The following is a 17332-nucleotide window of genomic DNA, read 5'->3' as shown; positions in this document are numbered from 1 at the left end:
GACCTTTATGTATAATAAAAAACAGGACGTTATATAGTTTATTTAGGACGATATAACGTACAAATAACAAGGAGGTCTAAAATGCCTTACATATCCTTTTTAGTATTCGTTATCATTACAAGCTTTACACCCGGGCCGAACAACATTATGGCAATGGCCTATGCCAACCAATATGGATTTAAAAAAACGATGCAGTTTTGTCTCGGTGTGGGCATTGGCTTCTTTACAATAACCGCTTTAAGTAGTTTTTTTAATTTTGCTGTTAGTCAAATTATGCCCATTATTACATTACCACTAACGATTTTAGGGGTAGGCTATATGTTGTATTTAGCTTTTAAAATTGCGACAACCAAAGACCACGTAGATTCGAATCCTAACCATCTAGAGGAGCATAAACGAAACCTTTTACTACTTGGAGCCTTTCTACAGTTCGTCAATCCAAAAGGAATTTTGTTTGGCATTACGGTCGTTGCGACCTATATTTTGCCGTATTACACTTCCTATATGAGTTACCTTTTATTTGCATTATTTTTAGGGTTTGTCGGGATTATCAGTACATTTAGCTGGGCTCTATTTGGCTCTACCTTTCGAAAAGTACTTTTACAGTATCATCAACCATTCAATATTTTCATGGCAATTTTATTAGTTTTCAGTGCTTTCTCCATACTTTTTCATTAACAAAACCCCTCATTGTACGTTATATTGTACAATGAGGGGTTATTTTTAGATTTAAACCGAAACAAGTATTATTTTGTATATGTTAATACGGCATTTTTCTTAAATTTTGCTAATGCGGCTGTTGCCTCATTTTTGTTTGTATATTCAAAAATACGCACATTTTTTTTCTCAAAAACTGTAATAACCCACATCTTAACCTCTCCCTTACCTATTATTTTTGTAATATAACAATCACCTAACATGTGATACAAAGAACAAACTGTCTTATAACAACTCTTGCTAATTTTCATTTTACGCTCTTTTTTTAAAAAATAAAGCTTTATGTGAAGCCCTTCACAAACTGTTCAATTTCAAAACGCTTTCATTGAACATTTTGTGAAAACCATCATTTTATAGGTATATTATCGGAACCATTTATTTACCTTTCTCCTTCTCTTTTATCGACCAAAAAACCGTCTGTGCGCTTTTTCCACGACGCTCAAACGGTTTTTAGGTAATCATATTGTGTAGTAGTAGATTTTATTTCATAATGATTGTTATTAATGAATTAAGAACAAAATGCTTCTTCTTGCTTTTGTGTCAGCTCGATTTCAAAGCCCAAATCTTCAAGCATACGATAATCGCTATTGGCTTCTTGTCCTTCAGTAGTCAAGTAATCCCCAACAAAAATACTATTTGCTGCATACAGTCCAAATGGCTGAAGGAATCCTAAATTGACTTCGCGACCACCGGAAATTCTAATTTCCTTCGAAGGATTCATGTAGCGGAATAACGCTAATACTTTTAAGCAATAGCGAGGATTTAAGTCCTGTGTTCCTTCAAGTTTCGTCCCATCAATTGCATGTAAGAAGTTAACTGGAATTGAATCCGCGTCCAACTGATGCAATGCGCGTGCAATTTCCACGACATCCATTTTCGTTTCTTTCATCCCAATAATGGCTCCAGAACATGGGGAAATACCATGTTTCTTTACAACCTCAACGGTATTAACACGATCCTCATATGTGTGCGTCGTCGTAATATAGGAATGGTGACGCTCTGATGTATTTAAGTTATGATTGTAGCGATCAACACCCGCTTCTTTTAATTGTTGTGCTTGTTCTTCTTTTAGTAAACCTAAGCAAGCGCAAACTTTTAAGCCATATTTTGCTTTAATTTCTTCAACGGCTTCACTCACTACATTGACATCTTTACGAGTCGGCCCACGTCCGCTTGCGACGATGCAATACGTACCAATTTTATTTTCAAATGCACGCTTTGCCCCCGCCAATATTTCCTCTTTTGTAATGAACGGATATTTCTCAATAGGAGCGGTTGATTTAGATGACTGCGAGCAATAGCCACAATCCTCTGGGCAATAGCCACTTTTAGCATTCATAATCATATTTAACTTTACTTTTTTACCGTAATAGTGCTTACGAATGGCAAATGCGCCGTCCATTAGCTTTAAAATATCATCATCATCACTATTTAAAATGGCAAGTGCCTCATCATCGCTAATTACCTTGCCTGCAATCACTTCATCTGCTAATTGTAACCAATTCACTAAACATTCTCCTTTTCAATTTGCACAAGTTTTATAGCTCTAGCGGAACGAAATACTTTGTATAGACGTTCAGCTAAAAGGGCAGAAGCAATTGCTAAGCAAAAGTCTGCAACAATACTATTGACAAAGCCTACTAAAAATACATGAGACCAACTTGATTTCATGTTTAACCATAAATTTAAAGCTACATATAAATAAGGTACGGCGACTGCATAAATAATGATAAGCCCTATAATATTGGCAACAATGAAATGCTTTTTCGTTGGTGATTCTACTCGATCAATCATATAGCCGATTACTAATGCAGCAAGAGCAAATCCTATTAAGTAACCAAAAGTCGGCTGCAATACATATGTAATGCCTCCACCTTGTGTAAAAACTGGCAAGCCAACTAAACCTATTCCTATGTAAACTAGCTGACTTTGAAATCCATTGCGACCACCGAGTAAGCAGCCCGCTAAAAAGACAAAGACAATTTGTAATGTAAACGGCACGAGCGGTAATGGAATTTTAATAAAGGCACCCACGGCTGTTAATGCAGCAAACATCGCAATCATCACAAGTGATAACGTTGATTGTCGTTTCAACATGCCCTCATCCCTCCCGCTCTTCAAAAAATTGAACAATTGTATCTTTGGTTGTTTGAATCATAAATTGCATTTCGTCGTCCGTTATAATATATGGTGGCATGAAATACAAAACATTCCCAAGTGGACGAATAAGTAAACCTTTGGCTAAAGCTCTTTTGTATATTTGATAGCCGATGCGCTCCTCACTCGGTAATGGCTCTTTGGTATCGCGATTCGCCACTAGTTCAATCGCCCCGACAAACCCAACTTGCCGATATTCACCAACAAAAGGTAAATCACTAAAAGCCTCCAAGGCTAGCTTTCGCATGCGTTCACCTTTGTCTTGCACAACGTCTATATACTGTTCCTCTTCAAATATCGCCAATACCTCTAGAGCAACACGGCAGGCAAGTGTATTCCCTGTGTAACTATGTGAATGTAAAAACGCCTTCATCGTGGCATAATCATCATAAAATGCCTGATATACTTCATTCGTCGTCATTACGACAGACAGTGGTAAATACCCACCTGTTAAACCTTTTGATAAACACATAAAATCCGGAGAGATATTAGCCTGCTCACAGGCAAAAAGTGTACCTGTGCGCCCAAAACCTACAGCAATTTCGTCTGCAATTAGATGCACATCATATTGCGTACATAGTTCACGTAAACGTCGCAAATAAATAGCTGGATACATTTTCATCCCTGCTGCCGCTTGAATTAGTGGCTCAATAATGACCGCTGTAATTTCCTGATGATGCATGCGCAACTGATCCTCTACAAAACTAATACATTGGGCATGGCAACTATCCGGATGATGCTTAAATGGACAACGGAAACAATCTGGGCCTTGTGCTCGTACCGTATCCAGTAACAGTGGTTGATACACTTCGTTATAAAGATCTACCCCACCGACGGATAAAGCACCTAATGTTTCACCATGGTAGGCATCCGTTAATGCCAAAAAGCGTTTTTTTTGCGTTTTCCCCGTTTGCATATGATATTGAAAACTCATTTTTAAAGCGACTTCTATAGCAGATGAACCATTATCTGCAAAAAATACTTTTTGTAAACTTTGTGGTGTTAAAGCTACTAATTTTTGTGCGAGTTTAATCGCTGGCTCATGTGAAAAATTCGCAAAAATTGTATGCTCCAACGTAAATGCTTGTTCACTTAATGCTTGGCTAATACGTGGATTGGCATGTCCAAATAAATTTACCCACCATGAAGATACCGCATCTAGATAGCGTTGATTATGTTCATCATACAGCCATACACCTTGGCCTTTTTTAATAACGATTGGTGGAAAAGCCTCATAATCTTTCATTTGTGAGCAAGGATGCCAGACATGTTGTAAATCTTTTTCTTGTAGTTCAGTTAATACTTGTTTCACGTCTAATCAGCCTTTCAAACAATGATGTGCCCGTAATTGTATACTCACTAATGTCCGACAGCTCTTCCAGCTTTGGTATCGTCATAAAGGGCAATGTATAATACTGTAAAATCGTTTGAATATTATCTTGCTCCATCCTGCTCCCCATATCACCGTTAAATACAAGACCAAGCACTTCAATTTCCCGTGTAGTCAATGCCTCTAACGTTAAGAGCGTGTGGTTAATTGTTCCTAGTGCTGTTCGTGTAACCACGACAACGGGTAGTTTACTTTCAACAATGACATCCAACAATGTCGTTTCGCCACATGCATCTAATGGCACAAAGAGCCCACCCGCTCCTTCACAAATAACAACATCCCATGTTTGCTGTAAAAGCTGCATTTGCTTTAATAACTGCTGTGTGTCAATTTGCTGCCCCTCCAGTTGAGCCGCAAAATGTGGCGATGCAGCCTCTTTAAATGAATAGCCATTTAAATTCTCTCTGTCTAGCAATTGCAAGGAATATTTTTCATACATCGCTGTGTCGAAGTAATAGGCTTGTTCACCATCATACACTTCACCAGTTTGCACTGGTTTATAAGGCGTTACACGTACGCCCTGTTTTTGCAAATTACGCATTAATAATGTGGTGACAAATGTTTTTCCAACATCTGTATCTGTTCCAACAACCCAAAAGTGTTGCAACTGTACCTCCCCCTCTTTAAGTTAACCAACTATAGTTTTTAAGTTAACACATTCTTTTTCCTTTTGTAAATGCCTTTTTTTGCATTTTTACATAAATGATTCAGATAATGCTTTTTCCGAGGGTATTCTATCCTAAATTTCACTCGATTGATCGGTGATTCACCCCGTTTTATCAACGTTGTATTATTTCCCAAGAAATATTAAAGGGTTTTTATCATAGGTTGTAGTATTAATCAAAACAGGGGGGTGGCAAAATGTTTGGACTATTTAAGGAGACAGATAAAAAGCTAGATACATATGAACAAATGAGCAGTATTTTAAATACTTTGCTTACTTACGAAATAAGAGATTTACCGTTGCGTTATGAATTTTGGTATCGTGTAGCTATTCGGCAAGAAGAATATCGAACATTGCAAGCAGAACATCGAGAAAAAATCTCAATGCATACGGCCATAGGAAGGTTTCATCAAGTTCAATATGAGGATACGAAACAAAAGTGTGCAAAGTTTGAACGACTGACGGATATTTATAAGTTATTGTGTATCGAGGAAGAACGTCAAACAATGAATCATCGTCTATCTTTCCACAAGGAAGCAATAGAGGAAATTTATGAGCATGTGCAAAGTAAACACCTTTATACGTATTGCGACGCCGTACAACGTCAATTTTGGGATGCTGTTAGTGAAGACATACTAAAAGCAATTGCCCATCTAGATTAACACTAGATGGGCAATACACTTGATTTATAGTTTTAATACTTTATCTATTTCTTTTTCAATTAAACATTGAAGTCGCACTTTATCCATTGGTACTAAGCCCATTAAAACATGCAGGGCAAGACCATCAATAAATGCATGTAAATGGACAATTTCATCGTGTAGTACTAGTCCATCTTGCAGTAAATTTTGTTGTTGTAAATAAGCAAATATCTTTTCAATACCGCTCAATATATTTTCTTCTGACGGTTCTCCGCTTCGCACCTTATAAGAAACAAATTCTAGCCAAACTTGCATTTCAATAATATGTTGTTCAGAGATTGGCACGAGCTCCAAAAGTACTGCTACAATAATTTGCTTAATCGGTAGTGGCTTTTGTAAATGCTGGGCAATACGCTCATTTACTTGCTGCTCTACTAACTCCATCGCAAATACGATTAATTCCTCATGCGTGTTAAAATAGTAACGAACAGCACCTAATGATAAATTTGCCTCCTTTGCAATTGAACGTACTGTAGCACCTCTAAGTCCATCCCTAGCAATTACATTCCACGTGGCTTTCGCGATACTCGCTTTTCTTTCTTCATGATTCACTATTTTCGGCATACTTCAATTATAGACTATTTTAATACATTTGTATTATTTAAAACTTTATGGTAATTTTATTTAATACAACCGTATCAAAATAATGGAGGGTTTTTATGATTGCTTGGATTATCGCTGCAGAAATAGCATTTTGGATTGTCATATTAATAGCTTTGGTTTGTAGATACCGTTTTAACAAGCCAAAACTAAGCATTTTCTTTTTTGCCCTTACACCTGTTATAGACCTCCTATTAATCTTACTAACTGCTCTGGACTTAAAAGCTGGTACGCCAGCATCCGCTTCTCATGGTATTGCCGCTATCTATATAGGTGTCTCGATTGCCTATGGGAAGACCATGATTACATGGGCAGATGAAAAGTTTCAACAATGGTTTTTAAAAATCACGATAGAAAAACAGCGGTTAACAGGATTGGCGAAAGGAATCCATGAAGTAAAAATGCTCGGTTTACATGTTCTCGCCTACATCATTAGTACTAGTTTATTGTATGCGATGATTGTATTTATTGGTCAACATACCGATACGTCTTCCCTACTACAAGTAATGAAAATTTGGGGGATTGTTTTAATAATCGATGCCGTCATTAGCCTTTCTTATGTCATTTTTCCTAGTAAAAAATAACAGTCGTGTTCTCTTGCCCCTTGCATGTAGAGGAAAGGAATTAATCGGGCAATAGATAAAGGTGTATTTAAAAACGAAACATTTTTTAGAGTAACAACACAACAAGCCTCGCACATCGTTGTGCAAGGCTTTATTTGTTTCCTATTCCCCTTTATTTTCCTCCATACCTCGGCGTAATAGGTCTCTTAATTCCTGTGCTTGATCGACTTTGATTGCCACTTTGTTATAACGCTTTTTCAGACCTAACATAAACGTTACTTCTACCGGTTCTTTCATCTGCAATATCATGTGAGGATAGGCTTCTCCAAAGTCACGTGCAATAAAATCGATTGTATCTTTCGATAATTTTTCTTTTAACAGTTCTGGGTTTTCTTCCACTTTTTCAATCGCATCGAAGCGAATGGTCGTGCGTTTCATTAAACCTAAAGATAGATATAATGAGTCAGAGGTTGCGTAAATAGGATTTAAGCGAATTGCCTGCATATCAGCTATAAAAAATAAGACAGAGTAAATATTTATGATGAGTAATAAGATGGATAATAGCATGGATTTCTCATGAAGCCACCAGTGGATACCAATAGTCTCTATCACGATGGCATGAATCATCATCATCTGAAAGGCGATATAGCTAGAGTTTTTATGTAACGTTAATCCCGCCCGTTCTTTTCGCTTCCAACTTGCAAATCCGTAGTAAAGAACGAGTAAATCTGTACACAGCATCTGTATAATCCGATACTTTGGAGCATGTTTTTCAACTGCTTGTGGAAAAGAAAAAATGTCAGGTAAAGAACTTGCCCGCACATCTGCTATAATTTTAGGTAAGTAATATACTAACGTTGTAACAAATAATAGTTCGGTCACGATAAGTACCCCTTCAATTGCAAATCCAGCCCATGTCACCGCCACATACGGCTGCAAATGATCCATTGGAATAATGAAGCGTGCAGCAATACAACCTGTTGCGGCCAAAACAATCGCATACTTAATAGAAAACTTTCGTTTATACAGCATAAATAGCACTGGTATTACGATGATAAAGTCGAGTAATGAGCCAAATACAACGCCCGCTGTTTCTGTTGGTAAAATGGACATGCCTAATCCTGTATTATAAAGCGAGTAGTTGCTAACTAATACAACGACTAAAAACGCCATCCAGATGTTTTGTTTCTTTTTTAAGACCATCATTTCGAATCTCCCCTTTAAGTATTAGACTGCTACACGTAATGACATCACTCTTTTCATATTTCCTCTACCATGCCTTCTTTCAAAACAATGTTATTTAATTTTTGAATAATCTCCTTCAATTGGACTAATTCTGATCGTTCAAGTTTCGAGTAATACTTGGCAATAATATAGCGCTTTATTTCTTCTTCCCGCTTGAAATACTGATTACCCGCTATATCTAAGTGGACAAAAATTTCACGGCGATTTTTGGGGTTAATTTGTCGGATTACATATCGTTGTTCTTCAAGTTTACTCACGAGTTGACCAACAGCACTTGAAGTAATATTCAAATAGTGAGCAATTTGTCCAATGGTTACACTTTTATTTTTATGGATATAATCCATAAGTATCATTTGCTTTGTAGACAAATCATCTGTTACTAAATGCTGATGGACTTTTATAAAATGGCTATCCATCGAATAAATCGCATCGTTAATTTCCTGTACGAGGTTATATAATGCGTCATCATGTTGGTCCATACAAAATCATCCTTTAAGTTAGGTTAATAGTTAAGTTAACTTTACTATTAAGTTCATTTTAAAATAGAGTGCATCATTTGTAAACAATTTACAAGGAAAGCAAAGTTTATTATGTATGCGCATGTCATGAAATATTCACTTTTCTCCGAACACTACGTATTGCTCTGTTCAACTAAAAATCTTTTACGATACGCATGTGGTGAATAACCCGTATATGCTTTAAAGCGCTCAATATAGTAACTAACTGTACTAAAGCCTGTGTCTGATGCAATAAACGTGATGGGTTTGTCACTATCGCGCAACAATTCCATACTTTTTCTTAAACGGTAATGTAATAGATACGTAAATGGTGTCATACCGACTACTTTTTTAAAAAAACGACTGCATTCTGCCTTGCTGATAAACACATGTGCAGCTAATTTTTCCAGGGTTATTTTTTCTTGATAATGACGATGAATGTAGTCAAGCATTTCTTTTGCACGCTCATGTTGCACGATCATAGAAGCATGTATCGTTTCCTCAGTAAGCTTCGATTGCATTAAAATAACCTCCCAAATCGATAACAATGCCCTCCACACCTGAAATTCAAAAAAGGCATTTCGTTCCTTTAATAATTGGGCAACACATTCTACAGCTTGTGCTAGCTCACCTGAAAGCTTAACAAATGGTAGTCTATTATTGGTTACATATGGTTGCACATATTTAGATGTCAACACACTCCCTTCATGTCCGCCTAAAAATTTCGGATCAACATTTATACAAAACAGCAACGACTGGTCCACCTCATTTGGTTTCGCTTCATGTAAACATGCTGCATTGACAAATAACCCTTCTCCCGCCTCAAGCAGTATGATGTCCGCACCTACACGATAGTTGACACGTCCACTTTTGACATAGACGAACTGTATTTCTTTATGCCAATGTAATGGCAAAAAATCCAGCCGATCTACTTGTAATGTCGTTTCGTATAAAGCAATTGGAAATGCATTCGAACCATGTATCGTTAATTCTTGTAAATCTTTCGCTACTTTAATATGCGTCAATGTCAATGCAAACACCTCAATATATTGATAGTTTAAACCGTTAATACGATATTTTTTACAATGAAAATTATATACTATTTTTTTATATTGATAGTTTAGGAGATGCTATAAAATGAATCAACAACATAATAAAAACCGTGCTTTTGGTTTTATGCTTGTCATTCTCGGGGCAAGTTTTTGGGGAATTGGCGGAACAGTTGCGCAAAAACTATTCCAGCAAGAACATATTGAAGTTGGTTGGCTCGTATCGAGCAGACTGCTTGTTGCCGGTATCTTGTTAATTGCCATTTACAAAATAACACATCGTCACCAATCCATTTTTGTTATGTGGCGAACAAAGCAAGATGCATTAAGACAAATTCTCTTTAGTCTACTGGGTATGCTTGCTGTGCAATATACATATATGATGTCCATTGCAATCGGTAATTCTGCTGTAGCGACTTTATTACAGTATTTAGCGCCACTTTTCATTATCAGTTACTATATTATTAAAAAATACAGTAAACTAACCAAACAAGATGGCATTGCTGTATCACTTACACTCATCGGTACGACTTTATTGCTGACAAACGGTTCATTTTCCACACTTTCAGTTCCATTTATGAGTGTATTTTGGGGTGTGTTATCCGGTCTGGCTGTCGCTTTTTATACATTGTATGCCGTACCGCTTTTACAACAATTCCATTCTTTACTTGTTGTCGGTTGGGCGATGCTCATTGGGGGTGTCACAATGAGCATATTCTATCAACCTTGGCACATTGAGCTATCGACTTGGACACTTGCGACTACTGCTTATTTTTTCTTTATCATTATTTTTGGTACGATGCTTGCATTTTGGTTTTATATTGCCAGTTTGCATTACCTATCCCCAAAAGAAACAAGCTTACTTGGTAGTTTGGAACCTTTAATGGCTGTGATTACAAGTGTTCTTTGGTTGCAAATTCCTTTTGGAGGCTTCCAAATGATTGGCACATTACTGATTCTATGTATGATTTTATATCTTACGGTGTTTCAGAAGAAAAACTTATAGTTGTAATTTAAATCCAGTTTATTAGTAAATAACTTTGAAATTTGATTATTCAAAAAATAATTAGTCGTAAACTACTATACGATAACATTTTCACCATGAAATTATATATAAAATTTACATATTTCGTATATCTTTTCTCCTTGTTTGTCCAGTATACTAAAAAATATCAAGAAGTTAAGGAGGCTATATATGAATAAAAAAGTTATTTTCTTCGAAGTACAAGGCGGCACTGACAAGGGACCTGACGGCTACAGACTTGATACAATGCCGATGGTCAATGCACTTAAACAACGCGGACAAGATGCGCAAGTAATGTTTTTTGATATAACAAAAAAGGACGAAATTTTTGATTATGTGAAGGAAAATGGCGTTGCCTATGTATCTCGCATTAATCCTGGTAATTTAGAACATGAGGAAGAATATTTCGAGATGCTACGAGAGTTATGTGCAGCAGGTGTTATTGGCATGCCGCATCCTGATGCAATGATTGGCTACGGTTCGAAAGATGTATTATCGAAATTAGTGTCCACTAATTTAGTACCAGATGATACATTTGCTTATTACACGATTGAGGCATTTAAAGCACAATTCCCTACTTCCCTTGCACTGACGGAACGTGTCTTAAAGCAAAATCGAGGTTCAACTGGCGAAGGTATTTGGCGAGTAAAATTAGTAGAGCCCCTTGCTGCTGGCATAACAGAAGTACCTCTTGATGCCAAAATTAAATGTACTGAAGCAAAAGATAATCATGTAGAGTATTGGGAGCTAGGTGCATTTATGACGTTTTGTGAGCAGTACATTACTGGCACAAATGGAATGTTAATTGATATGCGTTTCCTTCCTCGTATTACTGAAGGCGAAATCCGCTTATTTATGTTGCGTGACAAACCAGTTCACGTGGTACATAAAAAACCAGCCGATACTGAAGATGCCTTTAGTGCTACACTTTTCTCTGGTGCGCAATATCGCTACGATAAACCAGAGGATTGGGAACAACTTGTACAAAACTTCTTAACACAGTTACCACTCGTTACCAACTTATTAGGTAATTATGATTTACCACTTATTTGGACAGCCGATTTTATGCTAGATACAAATGAGGCAGGCGAAGATTGCTATATTTTAGGTGAGATGAATTGTTCTTGTGTAGGCTTTACTTCTGAACTCACTTTGGCACATCAAGTAGCGGAAGAAATAATCGCTTGCATTGAGGAACATCGCACAATTCCAGCATAACGATGATGACAACCTAAAAAGGCATTGAGAATCTACTTCTCAATGCCTTTTGTCGATTATCTGTACATTTTAATTCCTTGAATAAATTCATAAATAAAGTAACCTGCGAAACCAATCAATAACACGCCTGATATCATTGTCAGGGTTTTAATCATTTTTCGACTCATCGCCTTACGTGTAACCGAAACAATGGTCATCAAACCTATGTCGTGCAGTATAATACCGCTAAGTATACCAGCAGCTATTACTAGGAAACTTGCTGACTCTCCTTTGTCATACGATTTTGCTAGAACTACACCGAATACATTTACCCAAAAAACAAGGTTTCCTGGCGAAATGGCTACCAAAAGCCCGTTGCGATACGATGCGAAAAATGATTTTGTTACCTTTTCACCCGCTAGCGTAATGTCTTGATCGGCATTTTTAATAGAATCTAACCCAAGTAAAAACAAGAAGCCGGCGCCAATAATCCACATAGGCAGCTGAATTAGCGGCATAGCTAATATAGAAGCAAGCCCCATATACAGAGCAAAAACTAATACTACATCAACCGTCATACCGCCAAGCCCTACTGCCCAGCCATGCATAAAGCCATTTTTTAGCCCCTGCTTGGTCATTTCGACCGTGATGGCACCTACAGGCATTGCTATAGCAAGCCCTACTAATACATACGCAACATATAAACTCAAACAAACACTTCTTTCATGCAATAAAATAAGCTTCTTACGTCCGTTTATAATCCTATTCTAGCATAAAAATACAGAAATATAGTGCCTGCCACTCAAACAATTTATAAATATACAAGTAAATATCTACTAAAACTCCCGTCGCAACACATATTTACTAAGTGCCAGTCACTCAAACAATTCATAAATATACAAGTAAACTCTGCATAAACGCCCGTGAAATACTATGATAGATTATTAAAAAAAGCTCGTCCTTATAGCATTTGTTTCTTCCACTGTGTTAATAAATCCTCTGACTTAGCAATGTCCACCTTTAATGCCACTTGCTTAGCAGAGCAGCGTTTTTTGGCTTTCGACCAAGCTTCCTCTAGTGCCGGTAAGTAACTTAAATTTTTGGTAGCTGCAACTAACTGGAAAAATATATTCCCTTGAATATAATACCAACGAGCATTCATGCCATCTAGTTGAATCGCCTCTTCAATAAGACGTAGTGCCAAATACGGGCTTGCTTCAATATGATTAATAAATTGCGCAAATGCTCCCCAATACAGTGCTATATTCGGTTGTAATTTAATCGCTTCCGCATATTGTACCATTGCTTTATCAGGCTCTTTTGCAAGTACAAAATATTCAGCCATTGTATAGTAAGCATTTGCTTGCGCTTCGATAGACCCCGCTAATAATTCATCTACCACTCGACCAAATTGCTCATCGTCCTGACTGCCAATATAGGCACTAAGGACATCACGCTCTGGATACGATCCATCCGCACGTTCGACACTTTGCTTCACATTATCTGCAGTGTGGACTGGCATAGTAGCATAGCCATTAGCCTCTAAAAGTGCCACATGCTGTTGAATAATAGGATAAGAATCATCTGCTTCAAATGATTCGTTCTTTAATAATGCCTTCGCCAAGGTATAGCTTTCTTTCACTTGTCCACTGACAAATAATTCATTTATTTGTTGTACTTGTTCATTAAATTGATTGATCACGATAAAATCCTCACCTTCACCAAAGAGCTTTCTTATTGGTAGTTTACCATCTTTAGAGCGAAAAACAGCAATAATCATAAAAACAATGCATTCTTATGCTGTTTTTTTAATATAAATAATGTCAGCCTACTTGCAACACCATGAAAAATAATCTGTTTCAAGCGCATTGCAACGTCAGCTTCAAAAAGCACCATTCATCATTCATAGAAAAATAACCATTATTTCCATACGAAATTTAGATAAATCCCTCCATCTTTCAAACTTTTTCACATAATAATAGTTATTATTTGGATATTTTTTCTGAATTATGAGATAATTGAAGTAAAATATTTTCATCTTTGGGGCAAGTAAATTTTATTTTAGGAGGGGCTTGCTATGAATAAACGTTTTCATCTGTTATTACTTATTATGGGCAATTTATTAACACTTGGAGCCATTTTTATTTATGCTGTGCAAAGTCAAGTGCAAGTGGCCTTCAGCACCTATGGCCTCGTGATGGGATTATTAAGTACGCTGTTAATCATTATTTTTTATTTATGGGGCGATGCAGAACCCCACCTTTGAGTGCCAGTCACTCAAACAATTTTCAAACAATTTAAGATGCATGACTACCAAGTAAAAATCCATGGAGACTTCTGCTATCTACGCTAAAGCATAACCCAATAACTCAACTATGAGCGTATTTGTAACCTATGTCGTGCAGGCCATAATACGCAGTGGATTTTTACGCGTTAGGTGCTCAGCTATCGGGGTATCCCCCTCTAATTACGGCTAATAAATGTTGAAATAAAAAATTTTTTGTAGAAATTTAAAAACAATGATTGAGTAGTAAATCAATTTTCTGTATAATCAGCTTGTTTGACAATACTTTATATGAACTTGGGGGTAGACAATTGGGTAAAGCATTGATTATAGGAGCTGGCGGAGTAGCCAGTGTTGTGGTACACAAGTGTGTTCAAAATTCGGACGTATTTGAGGAAATTTGTATCGCAAGTAGAACTGTTTCAAAATGTGACGCTCTAAAAGAAAAACTAGACGGCGGAAAAACAAAGATTCATACTGCACAGGTAGACGCTGACAATACAGATGAATTAATCGAACTTATTAAAAGTTTCGGACCAGATGTTGTCATTAACGTAGCGTTACCTTATCAGGACTTAACGATTATGGATGCTTGCTTAGCGACAGGTGTGCACTATGTGGATACTGCAAACTACGAGCCACCTGAAACGGCAAAATTTGAATATAAATGGCAATGGGCTTATAAAGAGAAGTTTGAAAAAGCTGGCTTAACGGCATTACTTGGTAGTGGTTTTGACCCTGGTGTAACAGGCGTTTTCACAGCACATGCTCAAAAACATGAATTCGACGAAATCCACTATATCGATATCGTAGATGCCAATGCTGGTGACCACGGTTATCATTTCGCAACAAACTTCAATCCAGAAATCAATATTCGCGAAATTACAGCGAATGGTCGTTACTGGAAAGAAGGCGAGTGGATTGAAACAGCACCACTTGAGAAAAAAGAAGTGTATAACTTACCAGAAATCGGGCCAAAAGATATTTACCTGCTATACCATGAAGAATTAGAATCAATTGCTAAAAACATTAAAGGTCTAAAGCAAATTCGATTCTGGATGACATTCTCTGAAAAATACTTAACACATTTAAAAGTATTAGAGAATGTAGGCATGACTTCAATTGAACCAATCGAATTCGAAGGGCAAATGATTCAGCCAATCCACTTCTTGAAAGCCGTATTACCAGATCCAGCATCATTAGGACCACGTACAAAAGGTAAAACAAATATCGGCTGTATCATCCGTGGTTTAAAAGATGGCAAGGAAAAAACGTACTACGTGTATAACGTATGTGACCACGAAGCGTGCTATAACGAAGTTGGTTCTCAAGCGATTTCTTACACAACTGGCGTACCAGCAATGATCGGTGCAATGCTTGTTATGAACGGTCAATGGCAAAAACCAGGTGTCTGGAACGTAGAAGAATTCGATCCAGATCCATTTATGGATGCATTAAACAAATGGGGTCTACCATGGCAAGAAAGCCATAACCCAGAATTACTTGACTTAGAGATCGAAGCGAAGGAAAGTAGCCGATGAAACCAATTGATTTCACAAAAGTTCCATCACCTTCTTATGTAGTGGATGAACGACTATTAACAAAAAATCTTGAGCTTTTAAAGTCGATACAAGATCGTACGGGCTGCCGTATTTTACTTGCTCTAAAAGGGTTTTCTATGCATTCAACATTCCCTTTAGTTGGTGAATACTTAGCTGGGATTACATCAAGCTCACTTTTCGAAGCCCGTCTTGGCTATGAAAAAATGGGCAAAGAAGTTCATGTCTATGCACCTGCTTATGTAGAACATGAAATGGACGAGCTTCTTGGCTATGTTGATCACATCGTCTTTAACTCTTTCAACCAATGGGCACAGTACAAGGATAAAGTAAAAGCTGCTGGCAAAACAATTGAATGTGGTATTCGTGTTAATCCTGAGTACTCTGAAATTGAAACAGCACTTTACGATCCTTGCTATACGAACTCTCGTCTTGGTACAACATTAGCTAATTTCGACAAATCTCAGCTTGACGGTATTGATGGCTTACACTTCCATGCGATGTGTGAACAAAACTCAGATACATTAGAGCGCATAATTGAAAAAGTCGAAGAAAAATTTGGTGATGTTTTACACCAAATGAAATGGCTAAACTTCGGCGGTGGTCACCATATCACGCGTGAAGATTATGATGTAGAAAAACTAGTGAATATCATTAATTATATTCAAGATAAGTACAATCTCCTTGTGTATTTAGAGCCTGGTGAAGCAGTAGCACTAAATACAGGTTACTTAGTCGCAACGGTTCTTGATATTCAGAAAAACGGCATGGACTTAGCTATTTTAGATACATCGGCAACTTGTCATATGCCAGACGTACTTGAAATGCCTTACCGTCCGATGATTATCGGGTCAGGTCAAGCCAATGAGCTAGCTTACACATATCGCCTTGGTGGACTTACATGCCTTGCAGGTGATGTTATCGGTGATTACTCATTTGAAGAACCTCTAAAACCAGGCGATCGTCTTGTCTTTACAGATATGGCACACTACTCGATGGTTAAAAACCATATGTTTAACGGTGTCAACCTACCATCTATCGTTTCATATAACGATGAAGAAGGTATTAAAGTCATTCGTGAATTTAAGTTTGAAGACTATAGCGGTCGACTTTCTTAATCCAAATGAAAACCCCCTCCAACATTGGAGGGGGTTTTTATGTTATTCCTTTTGTTTGTCAAAACTTATGCTTCTACGTTTTCTTTTTCATTTTCCAGCATTTTGTGCAAATAATTGATAATTTCTCGAATGCCATCTAAAGAATTTACAAGAATTTTAGGATCTACATACGTAATCATACGGTTTTCTAAATTGGCCACTGCCGTAAAGTAACGTGTTTTGGAATAATTAACAAGCCCCATTTGCTTTAAAATGGAATCATCTAAATCAAGAATTTCACGTGCCTCTGTTACGAGCAAGCCGTAGTTCACGACATCCGTATTGAGGACAATAATACGTGCTGTAGCCGCATTTGATGAACGATTATAGAGAATACGTTCAAAATCCAATACAGGAATTAGCTCTCCTCGATTTCTTGTAAAACCTAATAAATAATTTGGTAAATGTGGAATGGGCGTTATTTGCTCTAATTTTTCAATTGAGATTGCTTGCTCCACCGGTACTGCATATTCTTCTGTACCACAAGCGAAAACTACTGCCTTGACACTTTCCATTAGGTCACTTCCT

20 protein-coding genes are annotated in these 17332 nt (G+C 37.2%); 8 read left to right on the top strand and 12 right to left on the bottom strand.

Annotated elements, in window-relative coordinates; translation table 11 throughout:
- Positions 1-81: 81 nt before the first annotated feature.
- The gene (locus C9J37_RS03980; RefSeq protein ID WP_107894344.1) at positions 82-678 is read left to right on the top strand and encodes a LysE family translocator; all 597 of its coding nucleotides are present in this window, start codon (positions 82-84) and stop codon (positions 676-678) included.
- Positions 679-746: 68 nt separating this feature from the next.
- On the opposite strand, the gene C9J37_RS29375 is transcribed toward C9J37_RS03980, so the two are convergent.
- The 5 genes from C9J37_RS29375 to bioD all read right to left on the bottom strand — a co-directional run bounded on the left by C9J37_RS29375 (position 747) and on the right by bioD (position 4871).
- The gene (locus C9J37_RS29375) at positions 747-869 is read right to left on the bottom strand and encodes a hypothetical protein (RefSeq protein ID WP_255313762.1); all 123 of its coding nucleotides are present in this window, start codon (positions 867-869) and stop codon (positions 747-749) included.
- A 356-nt stretch (positions 870-1225) separates the two neighbouring features.
- A complete protein-coding gene (gene bioB / locus C9J37_RS03975) occupies positions 1226-2224 on the bottom strand; it encodes a biotin synthase BioB (RefSeq protein ID WP_024361129.1) in 999 nt (332 codons plus the stop codon).
- Positions 2224-2814 (bottom strand): biotin transporter BioY, encoded by a 591-nt coding sequence (locus tag C9J37_RS03970; protein ID WP_069513121.1) that lies wholly within the window; start codon positions 2812-2814, stop codon positions 2224-2226. The genes bioB and C9J37_RS03970 overlap by 1 nt, the downstream gene beginning before the upstream one ends.
- Before the next feature lie 4 nt (positions 2815-2818).
- Positions 2819-4186, bottom strand: coding sequence for an adenosylmethionine--8-amino-7-oxononanoate transaminase (bioA, locus tag C9J37_RS03965; protein WP_107894343.1), 1368 nt, complete (start codon positions 4184-4186; stop codon positions 2819-2821).
- Positions 4167-4871 (bottom strand): dethiobiotin synthase, encoded by a 705-nt coding sequence (bioD, locus tag C9J37_RS03960; protein ID WP_107894342.1) that lies wholly within the window; start codon positions 4869-4871, stop codon positions 4167-4169. The genes bioA and bioD overlap by 20 nt, the downstream gene beginning before the upstream one ends.
- 254 nt (positions 4872-5125) lie before the next feature.
- Here bioD and C9J37_RS03955 point away from each other — a divergent pair, with 254 nt between their 5' ends.
- Positions 5126-5590, top strand: a complete 465-nt coding sequence (locus tag C9J37_RS03955; protein ID WP_107894341.1) for a hypothetical protein — start codon at positions 5126-5128, stop codon at positions 5588-5590.
- A 24-nt stretch (positions 5591-5614) separates the two neighbouring features.
- On the opposite strand, the gene C9J37_RS03950 is transcribed toward C9J37_RS03955, so the two are convergent.
- Positions 5615-6181 carry a TetR/AcrR family transcriptional regulator gene (locus tag C9J37_RS03950; protein WP_167397252.1) on the bottom strand — a complete coding sequence of 189 codons (567 nt, stop codon included), beginning with the start codon at positions 6179-6181 and terminating at the stop codon, positions 5615-5617.
- 107 nt (positions 6182-6288) lie between these two features.
- Between C9J37_RS03950 and C9J37_RS03945 the strand changes: the two genes are divergently transcribed.
- Positions 6289-6813, top strand: a complete 525-nt coding sequence (locus tag C9J37_RS03945; RefSeq protein WP_107894339.1) for a hypothetical protein — start codon at positions 6289-6291, stop codon at positions 6811-6813.
- 141 nt (positions 6814-6954) lie between these two features.
- Here C9J37_RS03945 and C9J37_RS03940 read toward each other — a convergent pair whose 3' ends face one another.
- From C9J37_RS03940 to C9J37_RS03930, 3 genes are all read right to left on the bottom strand, one after another.
- Complete coding sequence (locus C9J37_RS03940) at positions 6955-7998, bottom strand: beta-carotene 15,15'-monooxygenase (protein WP_107894338.1); 1044 nt, start codon at positions 7996-7998, stop codon at positions 6955-6957.
- Positions 7999-8051: 53 nt separating this feature from the next.
- The gene (locus C9J37_RS03935; RefSeq protein ID WP_107894337.1) at positions 8052-8516 is read right to left on the bottom strand and encodes a MarR family winged helix-turn-helix transcriptional regulator; all 465 of its coding nucleotides are present in this window, start codon (positions 8514-8516) and stop codon (positions 8052-8054) included.
- Between the two features lie 152 nt (positions 8517-8668).
- Complete coding sequence (locus tag C9J37_RS03930; RefSeq protein ID WP_107894336.1) at positions 8669-9565, bottom strand: AraC family transcriptional regulator; 897 nt, start codon at positions 9563-9565, stop codon at positions 8669-8671.
- Positions 9566-9671: 106 nt separating this feature from the next.
- On the opposite strand from C9J37_RS03930, the gene C9J37_RS03925 reads away from it, so the two are divergent.
- Both C9J37_RS03925 and C9J37_RS03920 read left to right on the top strand, forming a co-directional pair.
- Entirely contained in the window at positions 9672-10589 is a 918-nt protein-coding gene (locus C9J37_RS03925; RefSeq protein WP_107894335.1) for an EamA family transporter, read from the top strand.
- A 189-nt stretch (positions 10590-10778) separates the two neighbouring features.
- Positions 10779-11825: a Cj0069 family protein gene (locus tag C9J37_RS03920; protein ID WP_107894334.1), complete on the top strand. Its 1047-nt coding sequence runs from the start codon at positions 10779-10781 to the stop codon at positions 11823-11825.
- A 56-nt stretch (positions 11826-11881) separates the two neighbouring features.
- On the opposite strand, the gene C9J37_RS03915 is transcribed toward C9J37_RS03920, so the two are convergent.
- A complete protein-coding gene (locus C9J37_RS03915) occupies positions 11882-12514 on the bottom strand; it encodes a LysE family transporter (protein WP_107894333.1) in 633 nt (210 codons plus the stop codon).
- 251 nt (positions 12515-12765) lie between these two features.
- Positions 12766-13584: a tetratricopeptide repeat protein gene (locus C9J37_RS03910; protein ID WP_235617019.1), complete on the bottom strand. Its 819-nt coding sequence runs from the start codon at positions 13582-13584 to the stop codon at positions 12766-12768.
- A gap of 297 nt (positions 13585-13881) precedes the next feature.
- Between C9J37_RS03910 and C9J37_RS03905 the strand changes: the two genes are divergently transcribed.
- The 3 genes from C9J37_RS03905 (at position 13882) to nspC (ending at position 16765) form a co-directional block, all read left to right on the top strand.
- On the top strand, positions 13882-14070 hold the full coding sequence (locus C9J37_RS03905; protein ID WP_024361142.1) for a hypothetical protein: 189 nt from the start codon (positions 13882-13884) through the stop codon (positions 14068-14070).
- Positions 14071-14399: 329 nt separating this feature from the next.
- Positions 14400-15629, top strand: coding sequence for a saccharopine dehydrogenase family protein (locus C9J37_RS03900; RefSeq protein ID WP_024361143.1), 1230 nt, complete (start codon positions 14400-14402; stop codon positions 15627-15629).
- Positions 15626-16765, top strand: coding sequence for a carboxynorspermidine decarboxylase (gene nspC / locus C9J37_RS03895; protein WP_024361144.1), 1140 nt, complete (start codon positions 15626-15628; stop codon positions 16763-16765). The genes C9J37_RS03900 and nspC overlap by 4 nt, the downstream gene beginning before the upstream one ends.
- A 65-nt stretch (positions 16766-16830) precedes the next feature.
- Here nspC and C9J37_RS03890 read toward each other — a convergent pair whose 3' ends face one another.
- Positions 16831-17319 carry a chemotaxis protein CheW gene (locus tag C9J37_RS03890; protein ID WP_107894332.1) on the bottom strand — a complete coding sequence of 163 codons (489 nt, stop codon included), beginning with the start codon at positions 17317-17319 and terminating at the stop codon, positions 16831-16833.
- Between the last annotated feature and the right edge of the window lie 13 nt (positions 17320-17332).

The organism is Lysinibacillus mangiferihumi, from assembly GCF_003049665.1.
In the GTDB taxonomy this organism is placed as follows: domain Bacteria; phylum Bacillota; class Bacilli; order Bacillales_A; family Planococcaceae; genus Lysinibacillus; species Lysinibacillus mangiferihumi.
The sequence above is the reverse complement of the archived record's forward strand: the minus strand, read 5'-3'. Positions and strand labels throughout refer to the sequence as shown.

Coding starts and splice junctions, on each gene's coding strand:
- C9J37_RS03905 (WP_024361142.1), top strand. CDS start 13,882: ATGAATAAACGTTTTCATCTGTTATTACTTATTATGGGCAATTTATTA.
- nspC (WP_024361144.1), top strand. CDS start 15,626: ATGAAACCAATTGATTTCACAAAAGTTCCATCACCTTCTTATGTAGTG.
- C9J37_RS03940 (WP_107894338.1), bottom strand. CDS start 7,998: ATGATGGTCTTAAAAAAGAAACAAAACATCTGGATGGCGTTTTTAGTC.
- C9J37_RS03945 (WP_107894339.1), top strand. CDS start 6,289: ATGATTGCTTGGATTATCGCTGCAGAAATAGCATTTTGGATTGTCATA.
- C9J37_RS03890 (WP_107894332.1), bottom strand. CDS start 17,319: ATGGAAAGTGTCAAGGCAGTAGTTTTCGCTTGTGGTACAGAAGAATAT.
- C9J37_RS29375 (WP_255313762.1), bottom strand. CDS start 869: ATGTGGGTTATTACAGTTTTTGAGAAAAAAAATGTGCGTATTTTTGAA.
- C9J37_RS03980 (WP_107894344.1), top strand. CDS start 82: ATGCCTTACATATCCTTTTTAGTATTCGTTATCATTACAAGCTTTACA.
- C9J37_RS03920 (WP_107894334.1), top strand. CDS start 10,779: ATGAATAAAAAAGTTATTTTCTTCGAAGTACAAGGCGGCACTGACAAG.
- C9J37_RS03970 (WP_069513121.1), bottom strand. CDS start 2,814: ATGTTGAAACGACAATCAACGTTATCACTTGTGATGATTGCGATGTTT.
- C9J37_RS03935 (WP_107894337.1), bottom strand. CDS start 8,516: ATGGACCAACATGATGACGCATTATATAACCTCGTACAGGAAATTAAC.
- C9J37_RS03910 (WP_235617019.1), bottom strand. CDS start 13,584: ATGATTATTGCTGTTTTTCGCTCTAAAGATGGTAAACTACCAATAAGA.
- C9J37_RS03955 (WP_107894341.1), top strand. CDS start 5,126: ATGTTTGGACTATTTAAGGAGACAGATAAAAAGCTAGATACATATGAA.
- C9J37_RS03925 (WP_107894335.1), top strand. CDS start 9,672: ATGAATCAACAACATAATAAAAACCGTGCTTTTGGTTTTATGCTTGTC.